This is a genomic window from Pseudomonas sp. WJP1, from assembly GCF_028471945.1.
In the GTDB taxonomy this organism is placed as follows: domain Bacteria; phylum Pseudomonadota; class Gammaproteobacteria; order Pseudomonadales; family Pseudomonadaceae; genus Aquipseudomonas.
The window spans coordinates 469,938-495,705 of record NZ_CP110128.1 but is presented as its reverse complement, the minus strand read 5'-3'; the positions used below and the strand labels follow the sequence as shown (position 1 = coordinate 495,705).

General features: G+C 60.2%; 19 protein-coding genes. 3 read left to right on the top strand and 16 right to left on the bottom strand.

Annotated features, from left to right (window positions below; translation table 11 throughout):
* Positions 1-35: 35 nt before the first annotated feature.
* From OH720_RS02210 to glnE, 16 genes are all read right to left on the bottom strand, one after another.
* Positions 36-1,202: an O-antigen ligase domain-containing protein gene (locus OH720_RS02210; protein WP_272604397.1), complete on the bottom strand. Its 1,167-nt coding sequence runs from the start codon at positions 1,200-1,202 to the stop codon at positions 36-38.
* Positions 1,192-1,959 (bottom strand): glycosyltransferase family A protein, encoded by a 768-nt coding sequence (locus OH720_RS02205; protein ID WP_272604396.1) that lies wholly within the window; start codon positions 1,957-1,959, stop codon positions 1,192-1,194. The genes OH720_RS02210 and OH720_RS02205 overlap by 11 nt, the downstream gene beginning before the upstream one ends.
* A gap of 39 nt (positions 1,960-1,998) precedes the next feature.
* The gene (locus OH720_RS02200; RefSeq protein WP_272604395.1) at positions 1,999-2,955 is read right to left on the bottom strand and encodes a glycosyltransferase family protein; all 957 of its coding nucleotides are present in this window, start codon (positions 2,953-2,955) and stop codon (positions 1,999-2,001) included.
* Complete coding sequence (locus OH720_RS02195; RefSeq protein ID WP_272604394.1) at positions 2,952-4,382, bottom strand: PIG-L deacetylase family protein; 1,431 nt, start codon at positions 4,380-4,382, stop codon at positions 2,952-2,954. The genes OH720_RS02200 and OH720_RS02195 overlap by 4 nt, the downstream gene beginning before the upstream one ends.
* Before the next feature lie 8 nt (positions 4,383-4,390).
* The gene (locus OH720_RS02190; protein ID WP_272604393.1) at positions 4,391-5,287 is read right to left on the bottom strand and encodes an antimicrobial resistance protein Mig-14; all 897 of its coding nucleotides are present in this window, start codon (positions 5,285-5,287) and stop codon (positions 4,391-4,393) included.
* Positions 5,287-6,417 (bottom strand): glycosyltransferase, encoded by a 1,131-nt coding sequence (locus tag OH720_RS02185; RefSeq protein ID WP_272604392.1) that lies wholly within the window; start codon positions 6,415-6,417, stop codon positions 5,287-5,289. Before OH720_RS02185 ends, OH720_RS02190 begins: the two co-directional genes overlap by 1 nt.
* Entirely contained in the window at positions 6,401-8,158 is a 1,758-nt protein-coding gene (locus OH720_RS02180) for a carbamoyltransferase family protein (RefSeq protein WP_008055718.1), read from the bottom strand. Before OH720_RS02180 ends, OH720_RS02185 begins: the two co-directional genes overlap by 17 nt.
* A 130-nt stretch (positions 8,159-8,288) precedes the next feature.
* A complete protein-coding gene (locus OH720_RS02175) occupies positions 8,289-8,624 on the bottom strand; it encodes a YceK/YidQ family lipoprotein (RefSeq protein WP_442967305.1) in 336 nt (111 codons plus the stop codon).
* A 121-nt stretch (positions 8,625-8,745) separates the two neighbouring features.
* Positions 8,746-10,197 carry a lipopolysaccharide kinase InaA family protein gene (locus tag OH720_RS02170; protein ID WP_272604390.1) on the bottom strand — a complete coding sequence of 484 codons (1,452 nt, stop codon included), beginning with the start codon at positions 10,195-10,197 and terminating at the stop codon, positions 8,746-8,748.
* A complete protein-coding gene (locus OH720_RS02165) occupies positions 10,197-10,949 on the bottom strand; it encodes a lipopolysaccharide kinase InaA family protein (protein WP_272604389.1) in 753 nt (250 codons plus the stop codon). Before OH720_RS02165 ends, OH720_RS02170 begins: the two co-directional genes overlap by 1 nt.
* Positions 10,946-11,680, bottom strand: a complete 735-nt coding sequence (locus OH720_RS02160; protein WP_272604388.1) for a lipopolysaccharide kinase InaA family protein — start codon at positions 11,678-11,680, stop codon at positions 10,946-10,948. Before OH720_RS02160 ends, OH720_RS02165 begins: the two co-directional genes overlap by 4 nt.
* On the bottom strand, positions 11,680-12,486 hold the full coding sequence (rfaP, locus tag OH720_RS02155; RefSeq protein ID WP_272604387.1) for a lipopolysaccharide core heptose(I) kinase RfaP: 807 nt from the start codon (positions 12,484-12,486) through the stop codon (positions 11,680-11,682). The genes OH720_RS02160 and rfaP overlap by 1 nt, the downstream gene beginning before the upstream one ends.
* A complete protein-coding gene (locus OH720_RS02150; protein WP_272604386.1) occupies positions 12,487-13,608 on the bottom strand; it encodes a glycosyltransferase family 4 protein in 1,122 nt (373 codons plus the stop codon).
* Positions 13,608-14,669 carry a lipopolysaccharide heptosyltransferase I gene (gene waaC, locus OH720_RS02145; RefSeq protein ID WP_272604385.1) on the bottom strand — a complete coding sequence of 354 codons (1,062 nt, stop codon included), beginning with the start codon at positions 14,667-14,669 and terminating at the stop codon, positions 13,608-13,610. The genes OH720_RS02150 and waaC overlap by 1 nt, the downstream gene beginning before the upstream one ends.
* A gap of 1 nt (position 14,670) precedes the next feature.
* On the bottom strand, positions 14,671-15,705 hold the full coding sequence (gene waaF, locus OH720_RS02140) for a lipopolysaccharide heptosyltransferase II (protein ID WP_272604384.1): 1,035 nt from the start codon (positions 15,703-15,705) through the stop codon (positions 14,671-14,673).
* 307 nt (positions 15,706-16,012) lie between these two features.
* A complete protein-coding gene (glnE, locus tag OH720_RS02135; RefSeq protein ID WP_272604383.1) occupies positions 16,013-18,952 on the bottom strand; it encodes a bifunctional [glutamate--ammonia ligase]-adenylyl-L-tyrosine phosphorylase/[glutamate--ammonia-ligase] adenylyltransferase in 2,940 nt (979 codons plus the stop codon).
* Between the two features lie 383 nt (positions 18,953-19,335).
* On the opposite strand from glnE, the gene aceE reads away from it, so the two are divergent.
* The 3 genes from aceE to OH720_RS02120 all read left to right on the top strand — a co-directional run bounded on the left by aceE (position 19,336) and on the right by OH720_RS02120 (position 25,629).
* On the top strand, positions 19,336-21,981 hold the full coding sequence (gene aceE / locus OH720_RS02130) for a pyruvate dehydrogenase (acetyl-transferring), homodimeric type (RefSeq protein WP_272604382.1): 2,646 nt from the start codon (positions 19,336-19,338) through the stop codon (positions 21,979-21,981).
* A gap of 11 nt (positions 21,982-21,992) precedes the next feature.
* On the top strand, positions 21,993-23,963 hold the full coding sequence (aceF, locus tag OH720_RS02125) for a dihydrolipoyllysine-residue acetyltransferase (protein WP_272604381.1): 1,971 nt from the start codon (positions 21,993-21,995) through the stop codon (positions 23,961-23,963).
* A gap of 259 nt (positions 23,964-24,222) precedes the next feature.
* Positions 24,223-25,629, top strand: coding sequence for an alkaline phosphatase D family protein (locus OH720_RS02120; RefSeq protein WP_272604380.1), 1,407 nt, complete (start codon positions 24,223-24,225; stop codon positions 25,627-25,629).
* Positions 25,630-25,768 lie beyond the last annotated feature (139 nt).

Sequence of the window (25,768 nt, the reverse complement as noted above, 5' to 3'; positions counted from 1 at the left end):
ACCTTCGCCCCCAGGGAGGAGGCGAAGGTCAGGTTTCATGCCAGTGCGATACGCTGCGACTTGAGCACTCGCCCGAGGATCATCGCCCCAGGCAGCAGCACCAACGGCCACAACTCGTCAGGGTTGCCAATCAACAAGCTCCCATCGAAGTTCAACATGACCAGCGCACATGCCAGGTACATGCCCCAGGCATCGCGCAGACGCCAGGCTTGCCAAAGCGTGGCCGCCATCAGCCCGATGAACAAAAACAGTGCCACCGCGCCGCTGTACAACCCCAGCGCCACAAAGATGTTGTGCGGGTGTTGGATCGGCATCCAACCATCGAGCAACTGATCGGTGTGGAAATTAACGCCACAGCCCAGCAACCAGCCACAGTTGCGCCACTCGCCGACCATGATGTGAAAGAGCTCGATGCGATACGAATCGCCGCGGGTCCAGAGCGACCGATACCAGGCTTCGTCGTGCACGATCAGGAACAGCACACCGATAACCACCAGGCTGATCGCTACCATGCTGCCGACCAGTCGCGGCTTGTAGTAGAGGCCGTAAAGCAACCATATGCCCAGCAGGAACGCGACCCCGACAAACGCAGTACGCGTTTGCAGCACAAAGGTCACCGCAAACAGCGAAAAGACGATGGCCAGTGCACTTTCGATCCAGCGATGCTCCCTGAACCAGCATGGCAAAGCCAGCGCCAGCGCGCACAGCAGCCAGATACTGGCGTAGATGACGTTCTGCAAGCGTGCCGGCAACAGCGCCACCCGGCTGCCGATTGCATATTCATTGGTGGCCCAACTGTAGAGGGCACAACAGAAGATATACAACGCCAGGATCCAGAACTGCGCACGCACAAACCCCGGGCTGCGGAAAAACCGTGGATCGCTGAAGGCCCCCACGACCATGACGAACATCATCACGTAGAACACGTGCTTGAAAAACTGCATCTGCCCGGCAATGGTTGCCGGCACCAGAAACCAAAGGATGAACACCAGCCAGCCCAGCGCCAGCGGCTGCCTGAACAAGCCTGCACCTCGCTCCTTGATCAGGAACACCAGACCCGGTACCACCATCAGGCCGTAGAACAGATTGTTGGTCCACTTCGAAGACCAGCCCACCACAAAGCTCAACAAGAACAGGCAGAGCACTGCTCCGAAATACGACGTGACGGTGATCTTTCCTGGCTTCAGGCCGCTAGATCCCATGGAGTACCCAACCTGCTACAAGACCGAAAACAAGGGCCGCGATCAGTTTGAGTCGATCGACACGTTTACGTCGCAACTTATTCACGCGCTCCTGCGGAACCACTACGTGTTCACCGAAGCCCGTGTGCAGAACCGCATCGTTTTCCAGAATCAACGCATAGCGGTTCTGCGCGGCATACAGGCGCGACAGGTCTTTTTCTCCGGAGAATCCCGAGTACGGGGCATGGGCCAGGTAGTCCGCACGGCGCCGCAGGCCAGGATTGAAGGAAAAGCCCTGCCAGTCGGCCTTTTGCGAACCCAGCACATAAAATGGAATGCCGTGGCTGACCTTGCGCTCGCTGAGGAACACATAAGGACTGTGGACCATCAGGTCGTGATTGAAGCTGCGCAGCCACACCTGAAGCGCCTGTGGATCTTCCTCCAGCAGGCACTGGGACTCTTCGATGAACCCTTCGCGATAGAAGTCCCAGTCATCCTCGCAGTGGAAAATCCACGACGTCTGCACCTGAGCATAGGCAGCATCGATGGACTTCAACTGACCCAGACGCGGATTGTTGATGAAAAACTGGGTATGCGCCCTCCAGTGTTCCGGAATACAAGCCTCCACGGCACGGTCGCCAGAGTCTTCGGTAATGAACACTTTACGGATGGGAGCCGTGTTGAACCGGTCAAAGGTTTCCAAGGTTCGCTTCAATAAATCGAAGCGACCGCAACTGGTGATGACAACCGAAATGTCGCTAGTCTCGCTAAACAGCATGTGTTTACACCGCACCCTTGATTGTTGAATCGCCCGACCTCACAGCCCTAGCGACACGCGTAATTTTTCTTTCCAGCTCAGTGGAACCCGTTCGCGCAGTGGTGCGCGCATTGCCTCGACAATTGCATGGCCCACCTCACGGAAGGTGTATCGCTGCTCTACCAGCGCTTGCCCGGCCAGTGAAATGGCCTCGCTCAACTGCGCAGATTCACGTAGCACGGCCAGTTTTTCCCGAAGTTCGTCGCGGGTTCGATAAAGCACAATGTTGTGCATGTCGACGAAACCCAAGGCGCGATTCTCTTCTTCCCCCTGATCGTAGGCAAACAGCACACAGCCGCAGGCCATGGCCTCGAAATTCTTGATCATGTACTCGCCCATGCCGACATCGGCACTGACGAAATAACGGATCCGACTCAGCGTTTCACAGTATTCCTCGCCCGATTTGGTACGCGTGATCAACAGGTTTTCGACTTCGGCAACGGACTCGAGCATCTCCTTGCGCCCGGCATAGGCAACGCTGTTGAGGCTGCCGACGAAACCCAGTTCGATATCCCGTTCACGCTGACGGTTTTGCAGCAGTGCTTGGTCGTAGCCTTTGGGTACGAAATGCGCGTCAAAGCCTTCGTCACACAAACGCTGGCTGACCATGAAACCCGAGCTGATCACCCGTGCCCACGGCAATTTACGGTAATGCGCACTGAATTTTCCGGTGTATTTGCACGGGATGTAATTCTGATAGGCATCGTGCTCCAGAATAACCAGATTGGGCAGCGTCTGTATGAACCGCACCTGTCTGATTTCTTTTTTGAAGCGCAGAAAAAACACGATCCGGTCATAGAGGGTCACATCGACATGCTTGCGGAAATAACCACGCAAGTCGTCCTGCTCGGCACTGGTCAGCTCACGCTTGTCGCAGTCGCACTGCTCGGCAATACCGTCATACAGTCGATCGAGGATCGCTCGTTGCTCTTTCTGCACCAGAAACAGAACTTTCAATTGGACTCTCTCTTGCCAGTCAACTCTTGGACCCAGAACAACTCGTGGCGTCGCACCGCTTTACGGAAAAATTCGTTTTCACCAAAAGCTGGCCAGCGCCGGGCTGCGAAACAACGTTGAATTCCCCGGCGAAGTAGCCGCTTGAAGGGAAGCCGGGACTGAAGGTCGTGCATCATGCCCAAAGACATAGCCTTGTGCCACTGCCGATCAGGTGATAGGCAAGGTGTCCACGGCCGCAAGGGCTCGACAGCTTCGAACTGCGGTGGCAGCGCCACTCCCGTGCCTGCATCGCCCATCGGCCAGCGATCGTTGTCGTGCAAATGATTGGCGTAATGCAACAGGGTTTCGGGCTGCCAGGCTGTACCGCCCAGCGCCTGCATGACCGCCTGCTGGGAGCATAGATGGTCCGGGTGCGGATCGAAGTGTGGATGTGGCAAAACGATGACCTGGGGCTGGATGCGCTCGATCAGCTCATGCAAATCGGCCAGCAAATTGTTCCAGGACGGCACACCGTCGACGTCACTGCCCAAGGCAAACGGATTGAACCTGCGAAAGTACCGGGTATCGCCAAGCTGAGCCTCGCGGGACGCCACGGCTTGGCCCGGCGCACTCTGCATCGCGGGCAACTGCAGACAGAAATAACCCAACTGGATACAACGTTCCTGAGGGACGCCACCCCACAACGGCACGCTGACACTGTCCCAGGCGCGAAGCGAACCCTTCAACCGCGACGCTTCGACGCCTTCAAGCCCCATCTGCTGATAGTGATCGGCTTCGATTTCACCGGCGGTGACGGTCACGATCCAGCTTTGACTTGCGCGGCTGTACAACCCGAAGGCAGCCAGTTCCGCGTCATCGGCATGCGGTGCAATCACCATTACCCGCTGACGGCTGTAATCCGGATGCTCGAATGCCCACAGCACAGGTTCGCCCAACAGCCTGCAGAAACGCCCACGCAGCCGCAACTCCCCGCGTGACAACACCTGTGCCTGACCGCTGAGGTTGAGGTAACGCAGGCCGTTCACGCCACGTTCGAAGGTTTGTCGGTCCGGGCTATCACCGCCGGACATCTCGACGACAGGATCTATGAATCGCCCCAACCACGTGCTTTTGATTCGTAACGCCAACACCAGCGTCGCGTCATCGACCAGCATGACGCCATCGTCCAGCCGCAGGCGATCACCACTCAGGTGAACCTTGGGTTGCGGCGTGTAGGGCGGGAAACTGTATTGATAATCGTCTTGGGGCGAATAGAACAGGTGGTCGGCAAACCAGGCCTCATGGGCAATCCACCCCAGAGCCGCGAGTACCAGCGGCAGCCACCAGGCCACCACTGCACCACATACAACCAACAGCCCCAGCACGACCAGCAGACCGATGCGTTTGTTGCGCCGATGGCGCTTGAGCAATTGCTGTTTGCGACTCATGGTTTGACTCATACGGTGTAGACCGGCACAGGGTTGCACCAGCGATCCTTGTATTCCCGGTCGGCGCGGCCAAAGGAGAAGCGCAGGGGCTTGTCCAGTGCCCTGGCGTGCTCCCAGGCGCTTTGGGTGTTGAGAAAACTCAGTACGCTACCGGGGCTGAACTCGCGGGTTTCGGGATCGACACCGCCATTGATGTATTCGACGCTGATCCATTGTGGCGTCTCGACGCGATACACCAGTTGAATGGCAATGGCCGCATCATTGAGGAAAATCACCGAACCGATCAGAAACTCGCGCAACAACTCGATGACCTCGGCCATGCGCTCGGCACCGGTCGCCGGGAAACCCCAGCGGCGCAGGAACAAATCGCAATAGATCGTACCCAGCTCCTGGCTGGAAAACTCGGAAACCGGCCGTACGACGCCTCCCGCCTCTTCCAGCAACCTGAGTTCGCGGCGCTGGTTGTAGCGAAACTTCTTCGACAGCTCTTCGGGCGTGCGGGCCATGGCCAGTTGTTCGGCCTGCAGCCTGATGCCGGTGAAACGGTTTTCGTTGAGCGCCGACAAGTAGCGCCCCCGATGGCGCAAAGGTGCCTGGGCATCGGCGGCAGCCGGCAGGATGATCTCGGCATTGCCAAGGTCGAACAAGCCCTTCTTGCCGTTACGCTTGAGCACGTCCTTGGACAAGGCAAGGTCGCGCCCCCAGGTCGGGATCGCGGCCTTGATTTCGCCGTCTTGCTCCCAGGCCAGGTAGCGCACAGGGATGCCGGCCAGCTGCGCCAGGCGCTCGACCACCAGCGGGTGAGTGGCGACGCTGCCGCCATAACGCTGCCAGGCCTCGGCATAGGTCGAGGCATCGGATAGCGACCAGCCGCGTTCGCGCCAGCCTTGAAATCGGTTGAGCATCAGCCCCTCTGTGCCAGTTCGGTAACGTGCGGCAAGTGCCAGAAAGCATCGCGCACCGCGCGGTCGGAGAAGCGTTCACGCAGGCGCTCGAGCATCAGCTCGGCGCACTGGCGACGTTGTTGCTCGTCCATTGCGGCCAGATGCTGCAGGCCTTGAGCCAGGTGCTCGGCATCGCCCAGGGGGAACAGGATGCCCACGCCTTCGACCACTTCCTTCGCTCCGCCACAGGCCGTTGCAAGCAACGGCACGCCTGCCGCCATGGCTTCGAGCAGCACCATGCCGAAGGGTTCATGATCGGAACTCAGGGCAAACACATCGAAAGCGCTGAAATACCGCCGGGCCTCGGGGACCTGACCGAGGAACAGCACCCGGTTGCCAATGCCCAGCTCGCGAGCCTGGGCCTTGAGATCCTGTTCCAGACGACCGCTTCCGAGAATCACCAACTGGCTGTTGGCCGGCAAACCGGGCAGCGCCGCGGCAAAACCGTCCAGCAACGTGGCCTGGTCCTTGTCCGGATGCAGGCGGCCGACGTTGCCGACAATCCAGGCATCCGCGGACAGGCCGAGAGTCTCCCGCGCCTCACGGACCGACACCTGGCTAGCCTGTAAAGCTGGCACATCGATCCGGTTGTACAGGGTCTGGATCCTTGCCGCCGGCCACTTCGGCAGGCATTGACGCATGTCATCGCGCACCGCATCGGACACCCCGAGCAGGCTCAAGCGCTTGCGGAAAATATGCGCGAAGAGCTTGCGTGTGCCGCGCTTGTAATCGTCAAACGCATGGTGCACGCCAATCACCGGCAACGAGGTGCCGAGCAAGGCGATGTAGATCGGCTTGAAGCGATGGGCGATGCAGAAACTGAAATTGCGCGAAGCGGCGATCTTGCGCAGATCGCCGATGGCGCCCAGCTTCAGGCCACGAATGGCCTTGGAGCTGTACTCCATGAACAACACTTCATCCGAGGCGCAACCCGCGGCCACCTCGGCGTCGGCGACCCCGGTGAGGAAGACCGTGGTCACCCGATAGCCGGTGCCCGCGAACAGGCTGGCGTACTGCCGGGCGCAGTCCAGGAACGGCCCGTCATAGCCGTGACAGAACTGCAGCACATGGCGTTCAGCCGAGCGTGTCATATGCGTTCGCGCCCTCTTTGACCACCAGGATGTCTTCCATGATCAGATACTGTAGATCCGAACCGAAGAACATGTTCAAGGCGTCCGTCGGCGAGCAGATCATCGGTTCGCCACGACGGTTGAGCGAGGTGTTCAGCGACACGCCGTTGCCGGTCAGGACTTCCAGCGCCTTCATCATGTCGTAGTAGCGCGGGTTGTATTCGCGCTTGAGCACCTGGGCCCGGGAAGTGCCGTCTTCGTGAACGACTTCCGGCACGCGGGTTTTCCACTCTTCCGCCACTTCGAAAGTGAAGGTCATGAACGGCGCCGGGTGATCGATCTTGATCATCTGCGGCGCGACGGTGTCGAGCATCGACGGGCAGAAAGGCCTCCAGCGCTCGCGGAACTTGATCTGGTGGTTGATGCGATCAGCCACGCCGGCCACGCTCGGGCAACCGATGATCGAACGACCACCCAGCGCACGCGGACCGAATTCCATGCGGCCCTGGAACCAGGCCACGGGATTGCCGTCGACCATGATCTTGGCGATCTGCTCCGGCATGTTGTCGAGCTTGCGCCACGTTGGCTTGTTCTCGTGACGAGCACAGGCAGCAATCACGTCTTCGTTGCTGTACGAAGGGCCGAGGTAGACGTGTTCCATCTTCTCGACCGGCACGCCGCGGGCGTGGGACACGTAGGCGGCAGCGCCGACTGCGGTACCGGCATCGCCGGACGCCGGCTGCACGAACAGCTCCTTGACGTCGTCGCGAGCGATGATTTTCTGGTTGAGCTTGACGTTCAACGCACAGCCACCGGCGTAGGCCAGCTTGCCGGTTTCCTTGAGCACGTCGCCCAGGTAGTGGTCGATCATCTGCAACGCAATTTTTTCGAACAGCGCTTGAATGCTGGCGGCGTAGTGAATGTACGGCTCGTCGGCGATGTCGCCTTCGCGCTTGGGACCCAGCCACTCGATCAGCTTCGGCGAGAAGTAGTAACCCTTGCCCTTCTCTTTGTAACGACGCAGGCCGATGACGTTGGCGTAGTCGGTGTTGATCACCAGCTCGCCGTTTTCGAACGAAGCCAGGCGCGAGAAATCGTATTTGCTGGCGTCGCCGTACGGCGCCATGCCCATGACCTTGAACTCACCGTCGAGCATGTCGAAACCGAGGAACTCGGTGATCGCGCCGTACAGGCCGCCGAGGGAATCCGGATCGAAGAATTCCTTGATCTTGTGGATCTTGCCGTTTTCGCCGTAACCGAAGAAGGTCGTGGCGTACTCGCCCTTGCCGTCGATACCCAGGATCGCGGTTTTCTCTTTGAAACCGGAGCAGTGGTAAGCGCTGGAGGCGTGGGCCAGGTGGTGCTCAACAGGCTCGATCTTGATCTTCTTCGGATCAAAACCCAGTTGCTCCAGGCACCAGACGATCTTGTTGCGATAGCGCTTGTAGCGACGGTTGCCCATCAGGATCGCATCAAGTGCACGGTCCGGGGCGTACCAGTAACGCTTGGCGTACTGCCAGCGCGCCTTGCCGAACAGGCTGATCGGTGCGAACGGAATCGCAACCACGTCAACGTCGGAAGGCTTGATGCCGGCCTGCTCCAGGCAGAATTTCGCCGATTCGTAGGGCATGCGGTTCTTTGCATGTTTATCGCGTACGAAGCGCTCTTCTTCCGCTGCCGCGACCAGCTTGCCGTCGATGTACAAGGCTGCGGAAGGATCATGGCTAAGGGCGCCGGACAGGCCAAGAATCGTCAATGCCACAGGGGTCTAGCCTCTTTAGTCTGCGTGCAGGCGCAATGCGCCTCAAAAATTAATGTGCCCTCGCAACGGGCGAGAGACAGCTAAAGGGCGGGATTATAGCTTAAACATGCCGGGAATGAGCCTTCGGTTATCAGCCTGGCGCAGGTCGCCAGTAAATACGGATATTGCCATCCGTGCCCTGCCGGTAAATCGTATACGGCAAGACAACCGTATCCAGCGCCCCAGACAGCAGCAGGTCCATCAAAACGAGCGAAACGAACATACCCGCTGGCTCGGGGGGCGCATTCAACATGCAAAAATCGTAGGCCAGGCCGCTATAGACCCGAGGAATGGACTGACAATAGGTTTTTTGCCGTCGAAGCTCCTGGGCCGCCTCGGCATCGTCTTGAAACACCGTTGCGACAGTCCCGCACCCTGTCAAAGCCAGTGAGATGAAACCTGATACGACTAGCGTTTTGATCCTCAAAGCTTGCCCTCCGTAAGTGTCAGGCAAACTAGCATCGCGGTCATTCAGGCCACAGTTCATGGCGTCTCAAAATCATGTAGGACCGTTCGCAGGAACTTGTCCGCTAATCTTTCGAAGGAACTCAGGCCGCGCCAGAGATGTCCTTGGGAAGACGCTGATCGATGACCTGATACAGAGCACTATTTTCGGGCCAGTTACGCATGAACCGCGCCCGATCCCGCGCATACGCCGGCGCGAAGCTGGCGAGCGAGCCGTGCTGGCACATCGAATCCAGATCGATCAGCGCCCAACGGTCCTGCTGCCAGAACAGGTTGTGGCCCTTGAAATCGCCGTGACTGATGCGCTCGCGAATCAATTCGGCGAACAGGTGATCCAGAGCCAGCAACTCGGCTTCAGGCGCATCGCCGCTATCGATGTACGGCGCGAAACACTCGATGATGTCCGGCCCCGGCAGATGCTCGGTGATCAGATAGGCACGGTTGCGCAGCCAGAGAAAACGTTTCTCCAGCACCGCCAGCGGCTTGGGCGTGGCGATGCCGAGAAATGCCAGGCGATTGCCTTCGCGCCAGGAGTGCCAGGCACGGCTCGGGCGCCAGAAGCGCTTGAGCCAGTGGGCGAAACCCTTGATGTTGTAGCGCTTGATCACCAGCGTACGACCATCCACCTCGACCTTGCCGACGCTCGCCGCGCCACCGGTCTTGTACAGATGCCCCTGATCCAGCAAGGCGTCGGCCTGAGCCAACACCGGCAGCATCGCCGCTTCTTCCTCGCGACGGATCGCCCGCAAGCCGAACGCACCGCGCTGAACGCTGAACAGCGTGCATTCGCGACCAATCTTGATCAGGAAATCCTTGAGGCGCCAGCTGCGAACCTTGTCGACCTGCTTCTGCAGGGCCTCCATGGGCAGGGCATGCTCGCCGTTGCTCAGCAGGTAGTACACCAGCAATTCTTCGGTGAACGGTTCCAGCGACTTGGGCAACTGGGCGAAAAACACCCCAAGGTTTTCCAAGACCTTCTGGCGCGAAAGTGGCTGGCCCGCCGTTTCGCTGCAGATCCCGGCGCCATCGATCAAGTACAGTCGATTGCCCTGGCGCAACAGGTTGTCCAGGTGCAGGTCTTCCTGCCACAACCCCTTGCGATGCATCTGACCGATCGCGCCCAAGGCTTGCGCCAGCACGGCCGACTGCTCATCGGCCAGCACCGGCAAGCCTTCCACCTGCTGCCAGGCATCACCCAGGCTCTGGGCACCCTCAAGGAATTCAAACAGCAGCCAACCACCCTCGCCGTCCTTCAGGCCGTCAGCCAACAGCAGTGGCGTGGTCAGGCCTTGGGCGGCGAGCAATCGCACGCCGTCCAGCTCGCGCTGGAAATGCCGCGACGCCTTGCTGCCAACCAGCAACTTGGCCAGCACTGGCCGACCGCGCCAGACGCCGGCACCGACATAACGCTGCCCGGGCAATACCCGCAACAGGGTCAGCAGCTGCAAGTCCGCCGGACCGGCAGCATCGGCCAGTGAAAGACTTAATGGCAGGCTCGGATGACGGCCTGCGTTTTTCAGCTCGGATAAACGCATCAGCGCTTCTCCTTATGGCTGCGTCGCGCGGTCAGGCGTGTCAGCCAGCTATCGATCAGCGTGCTGTCCTGAGGCTGATCGAGATAGGCGGCCAGCAAAATGCGCAGCTGCGCCTCGCTCCATTCCGGCGCCCGACGCAGCAGCGGCTCCAGATCCTTGACTCGATCGCGCTGACCGAACAGCAGAGGCCGGGTCTTTTCCAGATCGATCAGCTGCGCCTGGTAGCCGTCACCGGTGGCGCACAGAAAAATATGCTTGGGGTAAAAACAGCCATGTACCTGACGCTTGCCGTGCAGGCGCTGCGCCAGTTTTCCGCAGGCTTGCAGTATCGCGACATGTTGCGCCTCGCCGAGATCTGACCAGCGCTGCAGCAGCGAGTCCAGGTCATCCCAGCCGTCCAGGGCGCGAGTCAGGAGAATTGCCCGGACTTCGCCGTCGACCTTGCGCTCACCGAAGAACGCCGCTTTCAGCGCCGGAATGCCGAGTTTTTCGTAGCGACTGATGTTACGAAACTCCCGGGCAAAACTCGGCTCGCCAAAGGGCGCGTGCAAGGTGTGCATCTGGTAGTTGCTCTGACGCTTGAGGTAGAAACCCTGACCCTCCAGATCCAGCCTGAACACGCTGCTCCAGCCACCACGCAGGGTGTTGGGTTCGTCCACGGCATCGAGCTGCCGGGCCCAGAGCGCATCGAAAGTGCCGAGCCCGTGGCGCTCAAGCAGAGCACGGTCTTCAGCGGCCAGAAAATCAGTCATTCGCGTCCCTCGAAAAATCTCACCACGTGCCGGATGCGCTTTTTATCGGCGGCATTGAGCCGGCTGCATTGGCGGTATTGCAGGTAAAAGCGCAGGCGCTGGGTAGCCGACAGTTGATACTTGGCGACTTTGTCCAGGCAGGCCAGGTCCTTGGTGATTCGGTATTTGAGCCAGAAACCGCTCCAGAAATCACCATTGGGGCAGTCGATCAGGAACAGCCGGGCCTGATCGTCGACCAGCAGGTTGCGCCACTTCAAATCATTATGGGTAAAGCGGTGCTCGTGCATCGTGCGAGTGTAACTGGCCAGTTGCCGGCTGATGCAGTCGACCCAGGCGCGGTCCGCCAGTTTCGCATCGTGTCGCTCGGCCAGTGCAGACAAATCTTCTGTATGTGGCAATTCACGAGTGATCATCGCCCCACGATCATAGGCCACGCCACGACGCTCCAGGCCCCAGGCCACGATCTCCGCGGTAGGGATGCCCCATTTGGCGAAGCGCTTGAGGTTCTGCCACTCCATTTTCACGCGCGGCTTGCCCAGGTAGCGGCGCAAGCCTTTGCCTGCCCCCACGTAGCGCTTGACGTAATAGTTGACGCCATTGCGCTGGACGCGAATGACCTCCGACAACGGATCGTGGGTCAGGCGCTCGCCTTGCAGCGCAAACACGGCATCGAGGCTGCCGAAGTCTCCTACCAGATCGCTGTAAGCAGGCTCCAGTGTCCAACCCGCCATCAGAGCGCGTCTCCGTATCGCTGTTTACGCTCGTAAAGCTTGTTGGCCTTGCCTTCGAGCCAACTCAACAGCCCGGCTTCTTCGCTCAGGACCTGTCGCAGCGGCTGCTGGAAATAGCCTTTGAGGAAACGCAGCTTGTCGCGCCGGGTCAGGCCGATATCCAGGGCGGAAAAATACAGCGCCGCCAGATCCTTGTTGCGCCAGCGCGCGGTGATCGTCGGACGGGTCTGGGCGCGGTGCAGGTCGATCACCGAGAGTTTGAAATCGTCCGCGGTCACCGGCTTGTCGGTGTGCAGCAGGAAGTGGCAGATGTAACAGTCACGATGGTTGACCCCGGCACGGTGCATCATGCCGGTCATGCGCGCCACTTCAGCAATCAGTGCACGCTTGAGCCTGGGCTCGGGCGGCTGCTTGATCCAGTTGATGCTGTAATCTTCGAGGCTGACCGTCGGTGCCAGCTCTTCAGTGACGATGAACGAATGCTGGTCCGCCGGATTGCTGCCCTTCTCGCCATAAGCGACGGCGGTCATGGTCGGTACGCCGACTTCCTGCAGGCGTTGTATGGCCTTCCACTCCTGGCCGGCCCCCAGGACCGGCAGCTTGGCGGTGAGCAGGTTCTTGAAGATCTCGCCCCAGCCGATGCCACGGTGGATCTTCACGAAAAAACCGTTGCCGTTCACCTCGGTACGCAGGGTTCGGCGAGCTTCGAGCTCACGGTACACTTCACCCTGCAAGTCCTCGACTTCGGCGAACGGGTCGCGTCCGGCCCAGAGGCTCTTGAACGGTTCAGCCAGCATCAACTTCATTTAAGCGTGCTCCGCCAGAATCACATCGGCCGCGTGTTGCGGCATGCTGTAGAGGTCGGCCGTCTCGGCGAAGGCCACACCGTTGCGACTCCAGGCCGCCCTTGCTTGAGCGTCATTCAACATACCGGTCAGGTACTGGGTCAGTTGGGCTTGATCGAACGGCTCGTCCAGCACCAGGCCGGCATCGGCCTCGGCGATGTAATGGGCGTATCCGCATACCGCACTCACCAGCACCGGCAACCCGGCCACCAGCGCTTCGAGCAGCACGGTACCGGTGTTTTCGTTGTAGGCCGGGTGGATCAACAGATCGGCGCCCAACAGGAAACGCGGAATATCGCTGCGACCCTTGAGGAACGTCACGTTGTCACCAAGCCCCAGCGTGGCGCTTTGCATCTGGAATAACTTGGGGTCGTCCTGGCCAATTACAAACAGCCGGGTGCGCTTCTTCAGATCAGCGGGCAACGCGGCCAAGGCCTTGAGGCTACGATCCACGCCCTTGGTCTTGAACCCGGAGCCGATCTGCACCAGCAGCAAGTCATCGTCCTTCAGATTGAATTCGGCGCGGAACCCGGCGCGAATCTCGTCCGCATCCGCCGGCCGACGACGATCCTGGGCAATACCTGGCGGCAGCAGGTGGAAGCGCTCCAGCGGCGTGCCGTAATGCTTGATGAACAGCGGTTGCTGGACCTCGGAAATCATCAGCACTTCAGTCTTGGCGTCCTTGGCAAACACCGCGCGCTCGTACTCGGCGAAATGGCGGTAGCGACCCCAGCGCCGGTACAGCGAATTGCGCAGGTTCTGCGCCTTGTCTTCGAAACAGCCGTCCGCGGCGTAGTAGACATCCAGGCCCGGCATTTTGTTGAAGCCGATCAAGCGGTCCACCGGACGCTTGGCCAGGTCGGCTTCCATCCACTCGCTGAGCTTTTCATTGCGCCGATGGTTGAAGAAGGCCTTGACCGGCGCCACCAGCACTTCGAAACCGGGTGGCACCTCGCCTTCCCAGATCAGCGTGTAGACGCGGATCTGGTGGCCGCGCTTCTGGCACTCCAGGGCGATGCGCATGAAATCGCGCTGCAGGCCACCAAAGGGAAAGTATTTGTACAGGACGAATGCCAATTGCATCAGCGCAGCTCCTCAGCCAGTAATAACGTGCTCAGTCGGCTCGCGACACGCTCGGGATTCAGACGCGTGAAGCACAATGGCCACTCGCGTTTCAGGTCAAACCGACTGGCATCTTCGGCCGTCGGTTGATAAGTGCATTTCTTTTGCAGGCACGGCGCGCAGGGGAAATCGCTGGCCAGGTGAATCTGTGACTTGCCGTAGGCCCCGGTCAGGCCCGGATTGGTCGGGCCGAACAGTGATAGCGTCGGCACATCAAGGGCTGCGGCCAGATGACCGAGACCGGTGTCCACCGCCACGCAGGCTTGGGCGCCGGCCAGCACCTTGCCAACCCCGGCCAGATTCAGCTTGGGCAATACCTCGGCGTGCTTGAAGCCGGCAGCGATGCGCTCGGCACGGGCTTTCTCTGCCGCGTTGCCCCACGGCAGTTTGACGCCCACCCCGAGATAACCGACCCGTTCGGTCAGCTCGCGCCAGTAGGCTTCGGGCCAGTGCTTGGTGTCCCAGGTGGTGCCATGCAGGAACACCACGTACGGATTCTTGCGCGGCAGTTCCACCAGGCGTTCGACGCTCAGGCCGTAGTCGCCCAGGCCCTTGGGCAAGTCGTAACCCAGGGCGATGGCGAACAGCTGACGCACTCGCTCTACCGCATGCTGGCCGCGGGCAACCGCCAGGCGCCGATTATAGAAACGCGCAGCGATGGGCTCGCGCGCCGAACTTTTATCGAGTCCGGCCACCGGGGCTTTCACATACCGGGTCAGCAGAGCGCTTTTGAGCAGGCCCTGGGCATCGATGACCAGATCGTATTTCGTGGCACGAAGGCTTTGCTTGAAGCGCTTCCACTCGCCACTCTTGATGGTCTGCCAGAGGTTCTTGCGCCAGCGACGAATCGCCACCGGAATCACCTTGCCCACCGCCGGGTGCCAGGTCGGAATTTCGGCGAAGCCTTCTTCCACCACCCAGTCGAACGTGATGCCGGGGATGGCCCGCGAGGCGTCGGTCAGCGCCGGCAGCGCATGAATCACGTCGCCCAGCGATGAAGTCTTGATCAGCAGTACGCGCAAACTATTTGACCTCGACCACAGTGCCCTGCAAACGCTGCAAGGCATCGTTCACCGCCTGCGGCATCAGCTGGCGCAGGCAGTTGTAATGGCCGAAACGGCATGTGCGGTCGAAGCATGGGCTGCATTCGATGCCCAGGCGTACGATCTCGACATGTTCGGCCAAGGGTGGCGTGAAGCCCGGCGACGTCGAGCCGTAGACTGCCACCAGCGGACGGTTCAGCGCGGCGGCGACGTGCATCAGGCCGGAGTCGTTGGACACCACAGAATCGGCGCAGGACAGCAAATCGATGGCCTCGGCCAACGAGGTGCCGCCACTGAGGTTCACCGACTCTTCACGCAAGCCGGGAATCAGCCGCGAACGGATGTCTTCACCCACGGCGTGATCATTTTTCGAACCGAACAGCCAGACCTGCCAGCCCTCGCGAATCTTCGTTTCGGCCACCTTGGCGTAATGCTCGGACGGCCAGCGCTTGGACTCACCGAACTCGGCACCGGGGCACAGGGCCAACACCGGGCGATCGAGGGCCAGGCCAAACTTGGCCAAGGCTGCCTCGCGAGTCACCGGGTCGATCCGCAGGCTCGGGCGCGGGTAAGGCGTGGGCAGTTCAACGCCAGGCTCGTAGGCCAGGGCCATGAAACGCTCGATCATCAACGGGTAACGTTCTTTATCCAGCGTGCGCACGTCGTTGAGCAGGCCGTAGCGGAACTCACCACGCCAACCGGTGCGTTTGGGAATGCCGGCAAAGAACGGCACCAGGGCCGACTTCAGGGAATTGGGCAACAGGATCGCCTGGTCGTACTGGCCGGCCAGGGATTTGCCGATACGCCGACGCGTCGCCAGCTCCAGCGCACCGTGGCCGAGCGGGAAGCTCAAGGCCTGGCGAACTTCGGGCATGCGCTCAAGAATCGGCCGGCTCCACTCGGGGGCCAGCACGTCGATTTCGCATTGCGGGTGGCGTTGCTTGAGACACTGAAACAGTGTCTGCGCCATCACCATGTCACCGACCCAACTGGGCCCAACGATCAGAATTTTCATGTGATTTCCATAAACGAACCGGGGAGGCTTATGCCTCCCCGCCTCGAGAATTTCTGCAGGGGCATGCATGCTTGCGATGGGTCATTACCTTCAACATTACTGTCGACTGTCACTCCGCTATCGCGAGCAGGCTCGCTCCTACATTGGGTCTTGGTGTACTTCAATCTGCAAAACTATGCAGATCTATTGTGGGAGCGGGCTTGCTCGCGAAGGGGCCATCACATCCAACATTGATGGTGCCTGACACTCCGCTTTCGCGAGCAAGCCCGCTCCCACTTTGGGTATTCGGTGTTTCAAATATACCGCTTCAGGTTAGCCCCAACTCACGCCAGATCCGCATGACCTGTCGCCGTTCGTCCGCGAACTGATCTCCCGGTATCACCCCGGCATTCTTCTGCAAAGCCTGCCGGTGGGCGGCGGAGCGGTAAGCTTTATAGGCTTCACGCAACAGGCTGGCGTCCTCAACGGGCATCAACCCCGCTTTCTCCAGCTCTTCCAGAATGCGGATGTTGTCCGTCCAGCGCAGCAGTGGCGGATGTGTTTCGGACCAGGCCAGAGCCGCGTATTGCACCATAAATTCAATATCGACGATACCTCCGGCGTCCTGCTTGAGGTCGAAGGGCGCCGTGGCTTCGAAGGCATTTGCCCCGGTGCCGGCCGCCGTACTCTTGCTGCCCAGGTTGTCGCGCATCTTGGCGCGCATCTCGCTGACCTCCTGGCGCAGGGTCGGCAGGTCGCGCGCCTTGCCCAGGATCGCCGCGCGAACCTGCTCGAACGCCCGGCCGACATCCTCGCTGCCGACCAACACCCGTGCCCTGACCAGCGCCTGATGTTCCCAGGTCCAGGCCTCATTTTCCTGATAACGGGCAAAGGCCCCCAGCGAACTCACCAGCAACCCGGCGGCACCGGACGGGCGCAGGCGCATGTCGACTTCATAGAGCTGGCCGGAGTTGGTCTGCGCCGTGAGCAAGTGAATGATCCGCTGCCCCAGCCGGGTGAAAAACTGCGCGCCGTCGATCGACTTCGGCCCGTCGGTTTCCGCCTGTGGATCGCCATCATGGATGAACACCAGGTCCAGATCCGAACCATGCCCCAATTCCAGGCCACCGACTTTCCCATAACCGACAATGATGAAGCCGGGGTCGCACAAGGTGCCGTCGGTGCGCAGCGGCGTGCCGTACTTGGCGACCGTTTGCCGCCAGGCCAGGGCCAGCACTTGTTCCACAATCGCTTCGGCGAGCCAGGTCAGGTAATCGCTGACTTTCATCAGCGGCAGGCTGCCGGCGATTTCCGAAGCGGCGACCCGCAAGCGGTGCGCCAGTTTGAAATGACGCAAGGCTTCCATTTGCTGCTCGAGGTCGTCCTCGGGAATCCGGGTCAGGCGTTCGCGCAACTCGGCGGCCAGCTCCGGTGCCAACGGCGGCTTGAACAGCCGGCCCTCGTTGAGCAACTCATCGAGCAGCAACGGAAAGCGGGTGATCTGTTCGGCAATCCAGGGACTGGCCGCGCACAAAGTCAGCAAACGTCGCAAGGCACCGGGGTTTTCGGTCAGCAGCACCAGATAGGCAGATCGCCGCGCCACGGCTTCAACCAGTGGCAATACCCGCTCCAGCACCAGATCGGGATTCGCATGCTCTACGGCCTGAGCCAGCAAGCGCGGAATAAAGGCATCAAGACGCTCGCGACCCAAGCGCTGCATGGCGCGCAACTGCGGGCTACCGCGCAGGCTGGCCAAGGCTTTCAGTGCCTTGGTGGCATCGGCGAAACCGCCTTCCTGCAACTGTCGGCAGGCCGCTTCTTCATCCTGAGCCTCTTCCCACAGCGGCAGCCATTCACCACCGACCACCACTTCGCTTTCGGCGCCCTGGTCCTCGTCAGGATCAGCGATCACCTGAGCGAAGTGCCAGGCCACGCGGCCGCGCCAGTACATCAGGCGCTCATGAAACGCTGGCCAATCGGCAAAGCCCAGCATGAAGGCAATACGCGCCTGATCCTGAGCGCCGTCGGGCAGCATTTGCGTCTGGCGATCGGCAATCGCCTGGATCGCGTGCTCGGTGTAGCGCAGGAATTCGTAGCCTTCGCGCAGTTCATTGATCACCGCTGGCGGCAGATAACCCTGCCCTTCGAGCGTGCCCAGCACTTTTAATAGTGGACGCTGTTGCAGGCTCAGGTCGCGACCGCCGTGAATCAGCTGGAAGGCCTGGGCGATAAACTCCACCTCACGGATACCGCCGGAGCCAAGCTTGATGTTGTCGGCCATGCCCTTGCGCCGCACTTCCTGCTGGATCAGTTGCTTCATGGTGCGCAGCGCTTCGATGGCGGAAAAATCCAGATAGCGCCGGTAAACGAAGGGTCGCAGCATGTCTTGCAGTTGCGCACCGGCCACTTGGTCCCCCGCCACCACGCGTGACTTGATCATCGCGTAGCGCTCCCAGTCGCGACCCTGGTCCTGGTAGTACTGCTCCAGCGCATTGAAACTCAACACCAGCGCACCCGACGAGCCGTAAGGGCGCAGGCGCATGTCGACGCGAAACACGAAACCGTCGACGGTCATCGGGTCCAGGGCCTTGATCAGGCGCTGGCCGAGACGAATGAAAAATTCCTGGTTGTCCAGCGGGCGCTTGACCCCGACGGTTTCGCCGCCTTCGGGGTAGGCAAAGATCAGGTCGATGTCCGATGACAGATTGAGTTCCACTGCACCCAGCTTGCCCATGCCGAGGACGACCATCTGCTGCGGCTCGCCGCTGCGCCGGCCGGTGGGCACGCCGAACTGCTGGCAATGCCGGGTGTACAGCCACTGATAGGCCAGGTCGATGCTGGCATCGGCCATGTCCGAGAGGTCGCGACAGGTCTGCACCAGATCGGCCTGGCGCGTCAGGTCGCGCCAGATGATCCGCACCTGGTGGCGCGCGCGCTGACGGCGCAAGGCACGAGCGAGTTGATCGTCTGTTTCCGCGGCATCCACGCTGGCGGCAATTTGCGCGCGCATCTCCCCGGGGGCGAGGCTGCGGTCGAGTTCGCCGGACTGCACCAGCGCCAGCAACAGCAGTGGGTCACGCACACTTTGCTCGATGACAAAGTCGCTCGCCGCGCTGACGCGGGCAAATTGCGCCCAGCGTTCAGCGGTCCAGGTGGACAGCCCGTGGTCATCGTCCAGCGCGCTGACGGCAGCACGGAACGACTGCTCGGCGCGGGTGACCAACGGCAACAGGATGGCAGGCAGGTCGGCAAGCGTAGGCAGGCTCATGGTCTATCCTTGATCGGCGTGTAACGGGCTGCATGTAGTGAATCTCGCAAACCCACTACCTGAAGGAGTGTCGAACAAAAGTTAGAAATAGCTGAAAATTCTTTTTTATTGGCAGCCAACATCAAGCTTTCACCTTTTTCGGTTGGTAAAAGACCAACCTTAACGATTATTCTCACAACGCAGCCGGGGGCCACAAGCCGCTCATCTGTAGTTTTACTACTCGTATATACATTAGCAAGGCTGAAATGCCGGATGATTTGTAGTAAAACTACACACCGCCGGAACAACCTATCGGCAATCCAAGAATTCATAACGTCTGCCCACAAGGCCAGTCGCTAACTCAGGCAACCGATTCTGGTAGCCTTTCCGCCCTGGAGCAAGCCATGCAAGACCTCGATCCCGTCGAAACCCAGGAATGGCTGGACGCCCTGGAATCGGTTCTCGACAAAGAAGGCGAAGACCGTGCTCACTATCTGATGACCCGTATGGGTGAACTCGCGACCCGCAGCGGTTCGCAGTTGCCTTACGCCATCACCACGCCTTACCGCAACACCATCCCGGTAACCCACGAAGCACGCATGCCTGGCGACCTGTTCATGGAACGCCGCATTCGCTCGCTGGTGCGCTGGAACGCGATGGCCATGGTAATGCGTACGAACCTGAAAGATTCTGACCTCGGCGGTCACATCTCCAGCTTCGCTTCCAGTGCGACCCTGTATGACATCGGCTTCAACTACTTCTTCCAGGCCCCGACCGACGAACACGGCGGCGACCTGATCTACTTCCAGGGCCACACCTCGCCAGGCGTCTACGCCCGTGCATTCATGGAAGGCCGCATCACCGAAGACCAGATGAACAACTTCCGCCAGGAAGTCGACGGTCAGGGCCTGTCGTCCTACCCTCACCCTTGGCTGATGCCTGACTTCTGGCAGTTCCCGACCGTATCCATGGGTCTGGGCCCGATCCAGGCGATCTACCAGGCACGCTTCATGAAGTACCTGGAACACCGCGGCTTCATCCAGCCAGGCAAACAGAAAGTCTGGTGCTTCCTGGGCGACGGCGAGTGCGACGAGCCGGAATCCCTGGGCGCCATCTCCCTGGCCGGCCGCGAGAAACTGGACAACCTGATCTTCGTCATCAACTGCAACCTGCAGCGCCTCGACGGCCCGGTTCGCGGCAACGGCAAGATCATCCAGGAACTCGAAGGCGTGTTCCGCGGTGCTCAATGGAACGTGACCAAAGTCATCTGGGGCCGTTTCTGGGACCCACTGCTGGCCAAGGACGTCGACGGCATCCTGCAACGTCGCATGGACGAAGTCATCGACGGCGAGTACCAGAACTACAAAGCCAAAGACGGCGCGTTCGTGCGTGAACACTTCTTCAACACGCCTGAACTCAAGGCGATGGTCGAAGACCTGTCCGACGACGAGATCTGGAAACTCAACCGTGGCGGCCACGACCCGTACAAGGTCTACGCGGCGTACCACGAAGCGGTCAACCACAAAGAACAACCAACCGTCATCCTGGCCAAGACCATCAAGGGTTATGGCACCGGTGCCGGCGAAGCGAAGAACACTGCGCACAACACCAAGAAAGTCGACGTCGACAGCCTGAAGTTGTTCCGCGATCGTTTCGACATCCCGGTCAAGGACGAAGAGCTGGAAAACCTGCCGTTCTTCAAACCGGAAGCAGGCAGCGCCGAAGCCCGTTACCTGGCCGAGCGTCGCAATGCCCTGGGCGGTTTCGTACCACAGCGTCGCGCTCAAAGCTTCAACATCCCGACCCCGCCACTGGACACCCTCAAGGCGATCCTCGACGGCTCGGGCGACCGTGAAATCTCCACCACCATGGCCTTCGTGCGGATCCTCGCGCAACTGGTCAAGGACAAGGAAATCGGCCCGCGCATCGTGCCGATCATCCCGGACGAAGCCCGTACCTTCGGTATGGAAGGCATGTTCCGTCAGTTGGGCATCTACTCCTCCGTCGGCCAGCTCTACGAGCCAGTCGATAAAGACCAGGTGATGTTCTACAAGGAAGACCAGAAGGGCCAGATCCTCGAAGAAGGCATCAACGAAGCGGGCGCCATGAGCTCCTTCATCGCTGCCGGTACTTCGTACTCCAGCCACAACCAGCCAATGCTGCCGTTCTACATCTTCTACTCGATGTTCGGCTTCCAGCGTATCGGCGACCTCGCGTGGGCCGCTGGCGACAGCCGTACCCGTGGCTTCCTGATCGGCGGCACCGCCGGCCGTACCACCCTCAACGGTGAAGGCCTGCAACACGAAGACGGTCATAGCCACCTGCTGGCTTCGACCATCCCGAACTGCCGCACCTATGATCCAACCTACGGCTACGAGCTGGCGGTGATCATCCAGGACGGCATGAAGAAGATGACCGAAGAGCAACAGGACGTCTTCTACTACATCACCGTGATGAACGAGTCCTACCAGCAGCCAGCCATGCCGGCCGGTGCCGAAGAAGGCATCAAGAAAGGCATGTACCTGCTCGAGGAAGACAACCGCGAAGCGGCGCACCACGTTCAGCTGATGGGCTCCGGCACCATCCTGCGTGAAGTCCGTGAAGCCGCGAAGATCCTGCGTGAACAGTTCAACGTCGGCGCCGACGTGTGGAGCGTGACCAGCTTCAACGAACTGCGTCGCGACGGCCTGGCCGTTGAGCGCACCAACCGTCTGCACCCTGGCCAGAAGCCTAAGCTGAGCTATGTGGAAGAGTGCCTGAACGGCCGTCAAGGTCCGGTGATTGCCTCTACCGACTACATGAAACTGTTCGCCGAGCAGATCCGTCAGTGGGTACCGTCCAAGGAATTCAAAGTCCTGGGCACCGACGGTTTCGGCCGCAGCGACAGCCGCAAGAAACTGCGTCATTTCTTCGAAGTCGACCGTCATTTCGTGGTGTTGGCAGCCCTTGAAGCACTGGCTGACCGTGGCGATATCGAACCTAAAGTGGTGGCTGAAGCCATCGCCAAGTTCGGGATCGACCCGGAAAAACGCAACCCACTGGACTGCTGAGGAGAGATTCTGTGAGCGAACTCATTCGCGTACCTGACATCGGCAGCGGTGAAGGTGAAGTAATTGAACTGTTTGTGAAGGTCGGCGACCGTATCGAAGCCGACCAGAGCATCCTGACACTTGAGTCGGACAAGGCGAGCATGGAAGTGCCTGCGCCGAAGGCCGGTATCATCAAGAGCCTGAAAGTGAAGCTGGGCGATCGCCTGAAAGAAGGCGACGAACTGCTGGAGCTGGAAGTCGAAGGTGCCGCTGCCCCAGCTTCTACATCGTCGCCTGCGGCTGCCGCTGCGCCAGCTGCAAAAGCAGAGGCTGCACCAGCTGCCGCTCCTGCACCCGCCGCGCCTGCAGCAGCTCCGGCTGCCGCTTCGGTTCAGCAAGTGCACGTGCCGGACATCGGCTCGTCGGGCAAGGCCCAGATCATCGAGATCCAGGTCAAGGTCGGCGACACCGTCGAGGCTGATCAGTCGCTGATCACCCTGGAATCCGACAAGGCGAGCATGGAGATCCCTTCGCCTGCCGCTGGCGTGGTCAAGGCCATCAGCGTCAAGCTCAACGACGAAGTCGGCACTGGCGACCTGATCCTGGACCTGGAAGTGGCAGGTGCTGCGGCACCGGCTGCCGCCCCAGCCCAGGCTGCAGCGCCTGCACCAGCTGCTGCACCTGCTCCGGCAGCTGCTCCTGCTGCTCCGGTTGCCGACAGCGTTCAGGACATCCACGTTCCGGACATCGGCTCGGCGGGCAAGGCCAAGATCATCGAAGTCCTGGTCAAGGCCGGCGACAGCGTTGAAGCCGACCAGTCGCTGATCACCCTGGAATCCGACAAGGCGAGCATGGAAATCCCATCGCCTGCCGCTGGCGTGGTGGAAAGCGTTTCCATCAAGCTGGACGACGAAGTCGGTACTGGCGATCTGATCCTCAAGCTGAAAGTCAAAGGCGCGGCACCTGCTGCTGCCCCGGCACCGACTGCCGCTGCTGCGAGCGCTCCTGCGCCAGCCGCTGCTGCTCCTGCTGCCGCCGCACCTGCAGCTGCCGCTCCGGTTGCTGCTCCGGCCAAGCCTGGCGCCAAGGTTCACGCAGGCCCGGCCGTACGCCAACTGGCCCGTGAGTTCGGCGTCGAGCTGAGCGCGGTAGGCGCCAGCGGTCCGCACGGTCGCATCCTGAAGGAAGACGTGCAGGTTTACGTCAAGGCCATGATGCAGAAGGCCAAGGAAGCACCGGCCGCTGCTGCTGGCGCAACCGGTGGCGCGGGCATCCCGCCGATTCCGGTCGTGGACTTCAGCCGCTTCGGCGAAATCGAAGAAGTGCCGATGACCCGCCTGATGCAGGTCGGCGCCGCCAACCTGCACCGCAGCTGGCTGAACGTGCCGCACGTGACGCAATTCGACTCGGCGGATATCACCGAGCTGGAAGCGTTCCGTAACGCGCAGAAAGCCGTCGCAGAGAAGGCCGGCGTCAAGCTGACCATCCTGCCGTTGCTGCTCAAGTCCTGTGCGCACCTGCTCAAGGAACTGCCAGACTTCAACAGCTCGCTGGCGCCAAGCGGCAAAGCGATCATCCGCAAGAAATACGTGAACATCGGCTTCGCCGTCGACACCCCGGATGGCCTGCTGGTACCGGTCATCAAGAACGTCGACCAGAAGAGCCTGCTGCAACTGGCCGCCGAGGCCGCTTCCCTGGCTGAAAAAGCCCGGACCAAGAAGCTCTCGTCGGACGAGATGCAAGGCGCCTGCTTCACCATTTCCAGCCTCGGCCACATTGGCGGCACCGGCTTCACGCCGATCGTCAACGCGCCGGAAGTGGCGATCCTCGGTGTTTCCAAGGCAACCATCCAGCCAGTCTGGGACGGTAAAGCCTTCCAGCCGAAACTGATGCTGCCACTGTCGCTGTCCTACGATCACCGTGTGATCAACGGCGCCGCTGCTGCACGCTTCACCAAGCGTCTGAGCGACCTGCTGGCGGACATCCGCACCATCCTGCTGTAACACCGGCCGGCCCTCCTTCGCGGGAGGGCCTGTCGCGTTTCACGTTTTCCGAGCGCCACGCTCGTACCTCAACCCCGCCAATTTGGCGGGGCTTTTTTTTGCCCACCGTTTTTACCTCAATAGATACCTTCCTACATTTGTGGCTGATATCCCCCACAAGTCGAATCCATTTCAGCCCGATATTTTTCAAGGCCAAATAACTAGCCTTGGCTGCAAGGCCATTTAAAGCCGATTGATTAAAAACCGAATGGATTCGAATATGTTCAAACCAACTGTCGGGCCAATTATTGGCCACACCACAACTAACCATGCACGTATTTTTTTGCGTGGAGAATCAACTAAAGAGGCCCATGCATTCGCCGGCATTCGCTATCGGCGACTGGGTGACGAACACTGGTCAAACGGCGTTTTCGCTGAACTCGAGAAAGCCCGTGACATGTCCGCCGTCCTGGCTCTAAACGACTTGGCTGCCGACACCGTGCATGAGTATCAGGCAGGTTGGTTCAGCGCGATGCAGCCTGTGCGCTCGGTCGCGGCAATGCAGGGATTGCCCTTGCAATGGCCGGGCAAGATCCATCGCCTGCGTACCCGCTCGAACCAAACCGGGAAGCCTAGAGCCTACGTCGTGGGCTCTTGCCGCTATCTACGGCTCACCGCAGGCATTGCCGCCGAACCGCATCTGGGCGACAGAATGTTCGCGACAATAGCAACACTGGCCGAGCAGGCCGACCCGCCTGTCAGCGCGATGTTGATGACTGGGGACCAGATCTACGTCGATGATCTGAATCTCATCGCCCCGGACCGTGAACTCAAGGATATTCTTCTCAAGTATCGCGTGGCCTTTTCCCAGCCAAACATTGCAAAGTTAATGTCGGCCCTGCCAACTTACATGATCCTCGATGATCATGAGATCGAAGACAATTGGCCGGCCAACAGAAACAAGTCCGATGACTTTCTATATGCCAATGCGACAAACGCCTATGAGGTGTACCAGGCCAGCCATGGCCCGGCACACGAACTCTGCGACGATGGGCAAGTCGACAGGAAGCTGGATAAATACTGGTACCTGTTCGCTGACGGCGATATCGAGTGGTTCGTTACCGACAGCCGGACCCGACGCAATCTTGCAGCCAGCGACCGGCGCATCCTCGATATCGAGCAGGAGCAGGCCTTATGCACATGGCTGATCAACAGTTCGGCCCGGGTAAAATTCGTGGTCACCAGCGTCATGTTCTACCCCGACAGCAAACGCCAGGGCGATGACGCCTGGCAAGGCTTCCCCGAACAGCGACTACGGCTGCTGGAAACCATTCGCTCCCACGGCATCAGGAACGTTTTCTTCATATCCGGCGATGTCCACGGCTCCCTGACCAGCCGCTTGACCCACAGCGCAGACCCGGACTTCGAAATCCACACCATCGTCTCGTCGCCGCTGTGCAACAGCCGACTGCTGCCCTACGCCAAGGCCTCCACCTTCATCCTCGATCAACCCTTGGCCCGCACGGCTGCTGGCGATTATCGACACGAACTGACGAGCGAGGTGATCAGCCAGGACAACTTCGCACACCTGATTGTCGATTCCGAACAGGTTCAGGTGCGTTATCACGATCGGGAGGGCAACCTGCTGCAATCGATCAATATAAAGTTGCGCGAGGGCTTACGTTAGGTAAAACAGCATTACTTTTTTCAGTCATTGGAGAAATCTTCACTGCTGCCGACATATTCTTATAGCACTTGGCCTTCATGTCTCTTGTCAGTCAGTGCCGCAATGATGCAACCTTGCCGCAGGCAACAGTAAAGAGGGC

Bases quoted from the DNA above. Each gene is read 5' to 3' on its own strand.
- OH720_RS02210 (WP_272604397.1), bottom strand. From the start codon at position 1,202: ATGGGATCTAGCGGCCTGAAGCCAGGAAAGATCACCGTCACGTCGTAT.
- OH720_RS02205 (WP_272604396.1), bottom strand. From the start codon at position 1,959: ATGCTGTTTAGCGAGACTAGCGACATTTCGGTTGTCATCACCAGTTGC.
- OH720_RS02195 (WP_272604394.1), bottom strand. From the start codon at position 4,382: ATGAGTCGCAAACAGCAATTGCTCAAGCGCCATCGGCGCAACAAACGC.
- OH720_RS02190 (WP_272604393.1), bottom strand. From the start codon at position 5,287: ATGCTCAACCGATTTCAAGGCTGGCGCGAACGCGGCTGGTCGCTATCC.
- OH720_RS02185 (WP_272604392.1), bottom strand. From the start codon at position 6,417: ATGACACGCTCGGCTGAACGCCATGTGCTGCAGTTCTGTCACGGCTAT.
- OH720_RS02170 (WP_272604390.1), bottom strand. From the start codon at position 10,197: ATGCGTTTATCCGAGCTGAAAAACGCAGGCCGTCATCCGAGCCTGCCA.
- OH720_RS02165 (WP_272604389.1), bottom strand. From the start codon at position 10,949: ATGACTGATTTTCTGGCCGCTGAAGACCGTGCTCTGCTTGAGCGCCAC.
- OH720_RS02160 (WP_272604388.1), bottom strand. From the start codon at position 11,680: ATGGCGGGTTGGACACTGGAGCCTGCTTACAGCGATCTGGTAGGAGAC.
- rfaP (WP_272604387.1), bottom strand. From the start codon at position 12,486: ATGAAGTTGATGCTGGCTGAACCGTTCAAGAGCCTCTGGGCCGGACGC.
- OH720_RS02150 (WP_272604386.1), bottom strand. From the start codon at position 13,608: ATGCAATTGGCATTCGTCCTGTACAAATACTTTCCCTTTGGTGGCCTG.
- waaF (WP_272604384.1), bottom strand. From the start codon at position 15,705: ATGAAAATTCTGATCGTTGGGCCCAGTTGGGTCGGTGACATGGTGATG.
- glnE (WP_272604383.1), bottom strand. From the start codon at position 18,952: ATGAGCCTGCCTACGCTTGCCGACCTGCCTGCCATCCTGTTGCCGTTG.
- aceE (WP_272604382.1), top strand. From the start codon at position 19,336: ATGCAAGACCTCGATCCCGTCGAAACCCAGGAATGGCTGGACGCCCTG.
- OH720_RS02120 (WP_272604380.1), top strand. From the start codon at position 24,223: ATGTTCAAACCAACTGTCGGGCCAATTATTGGCCACACCACAACTAAC.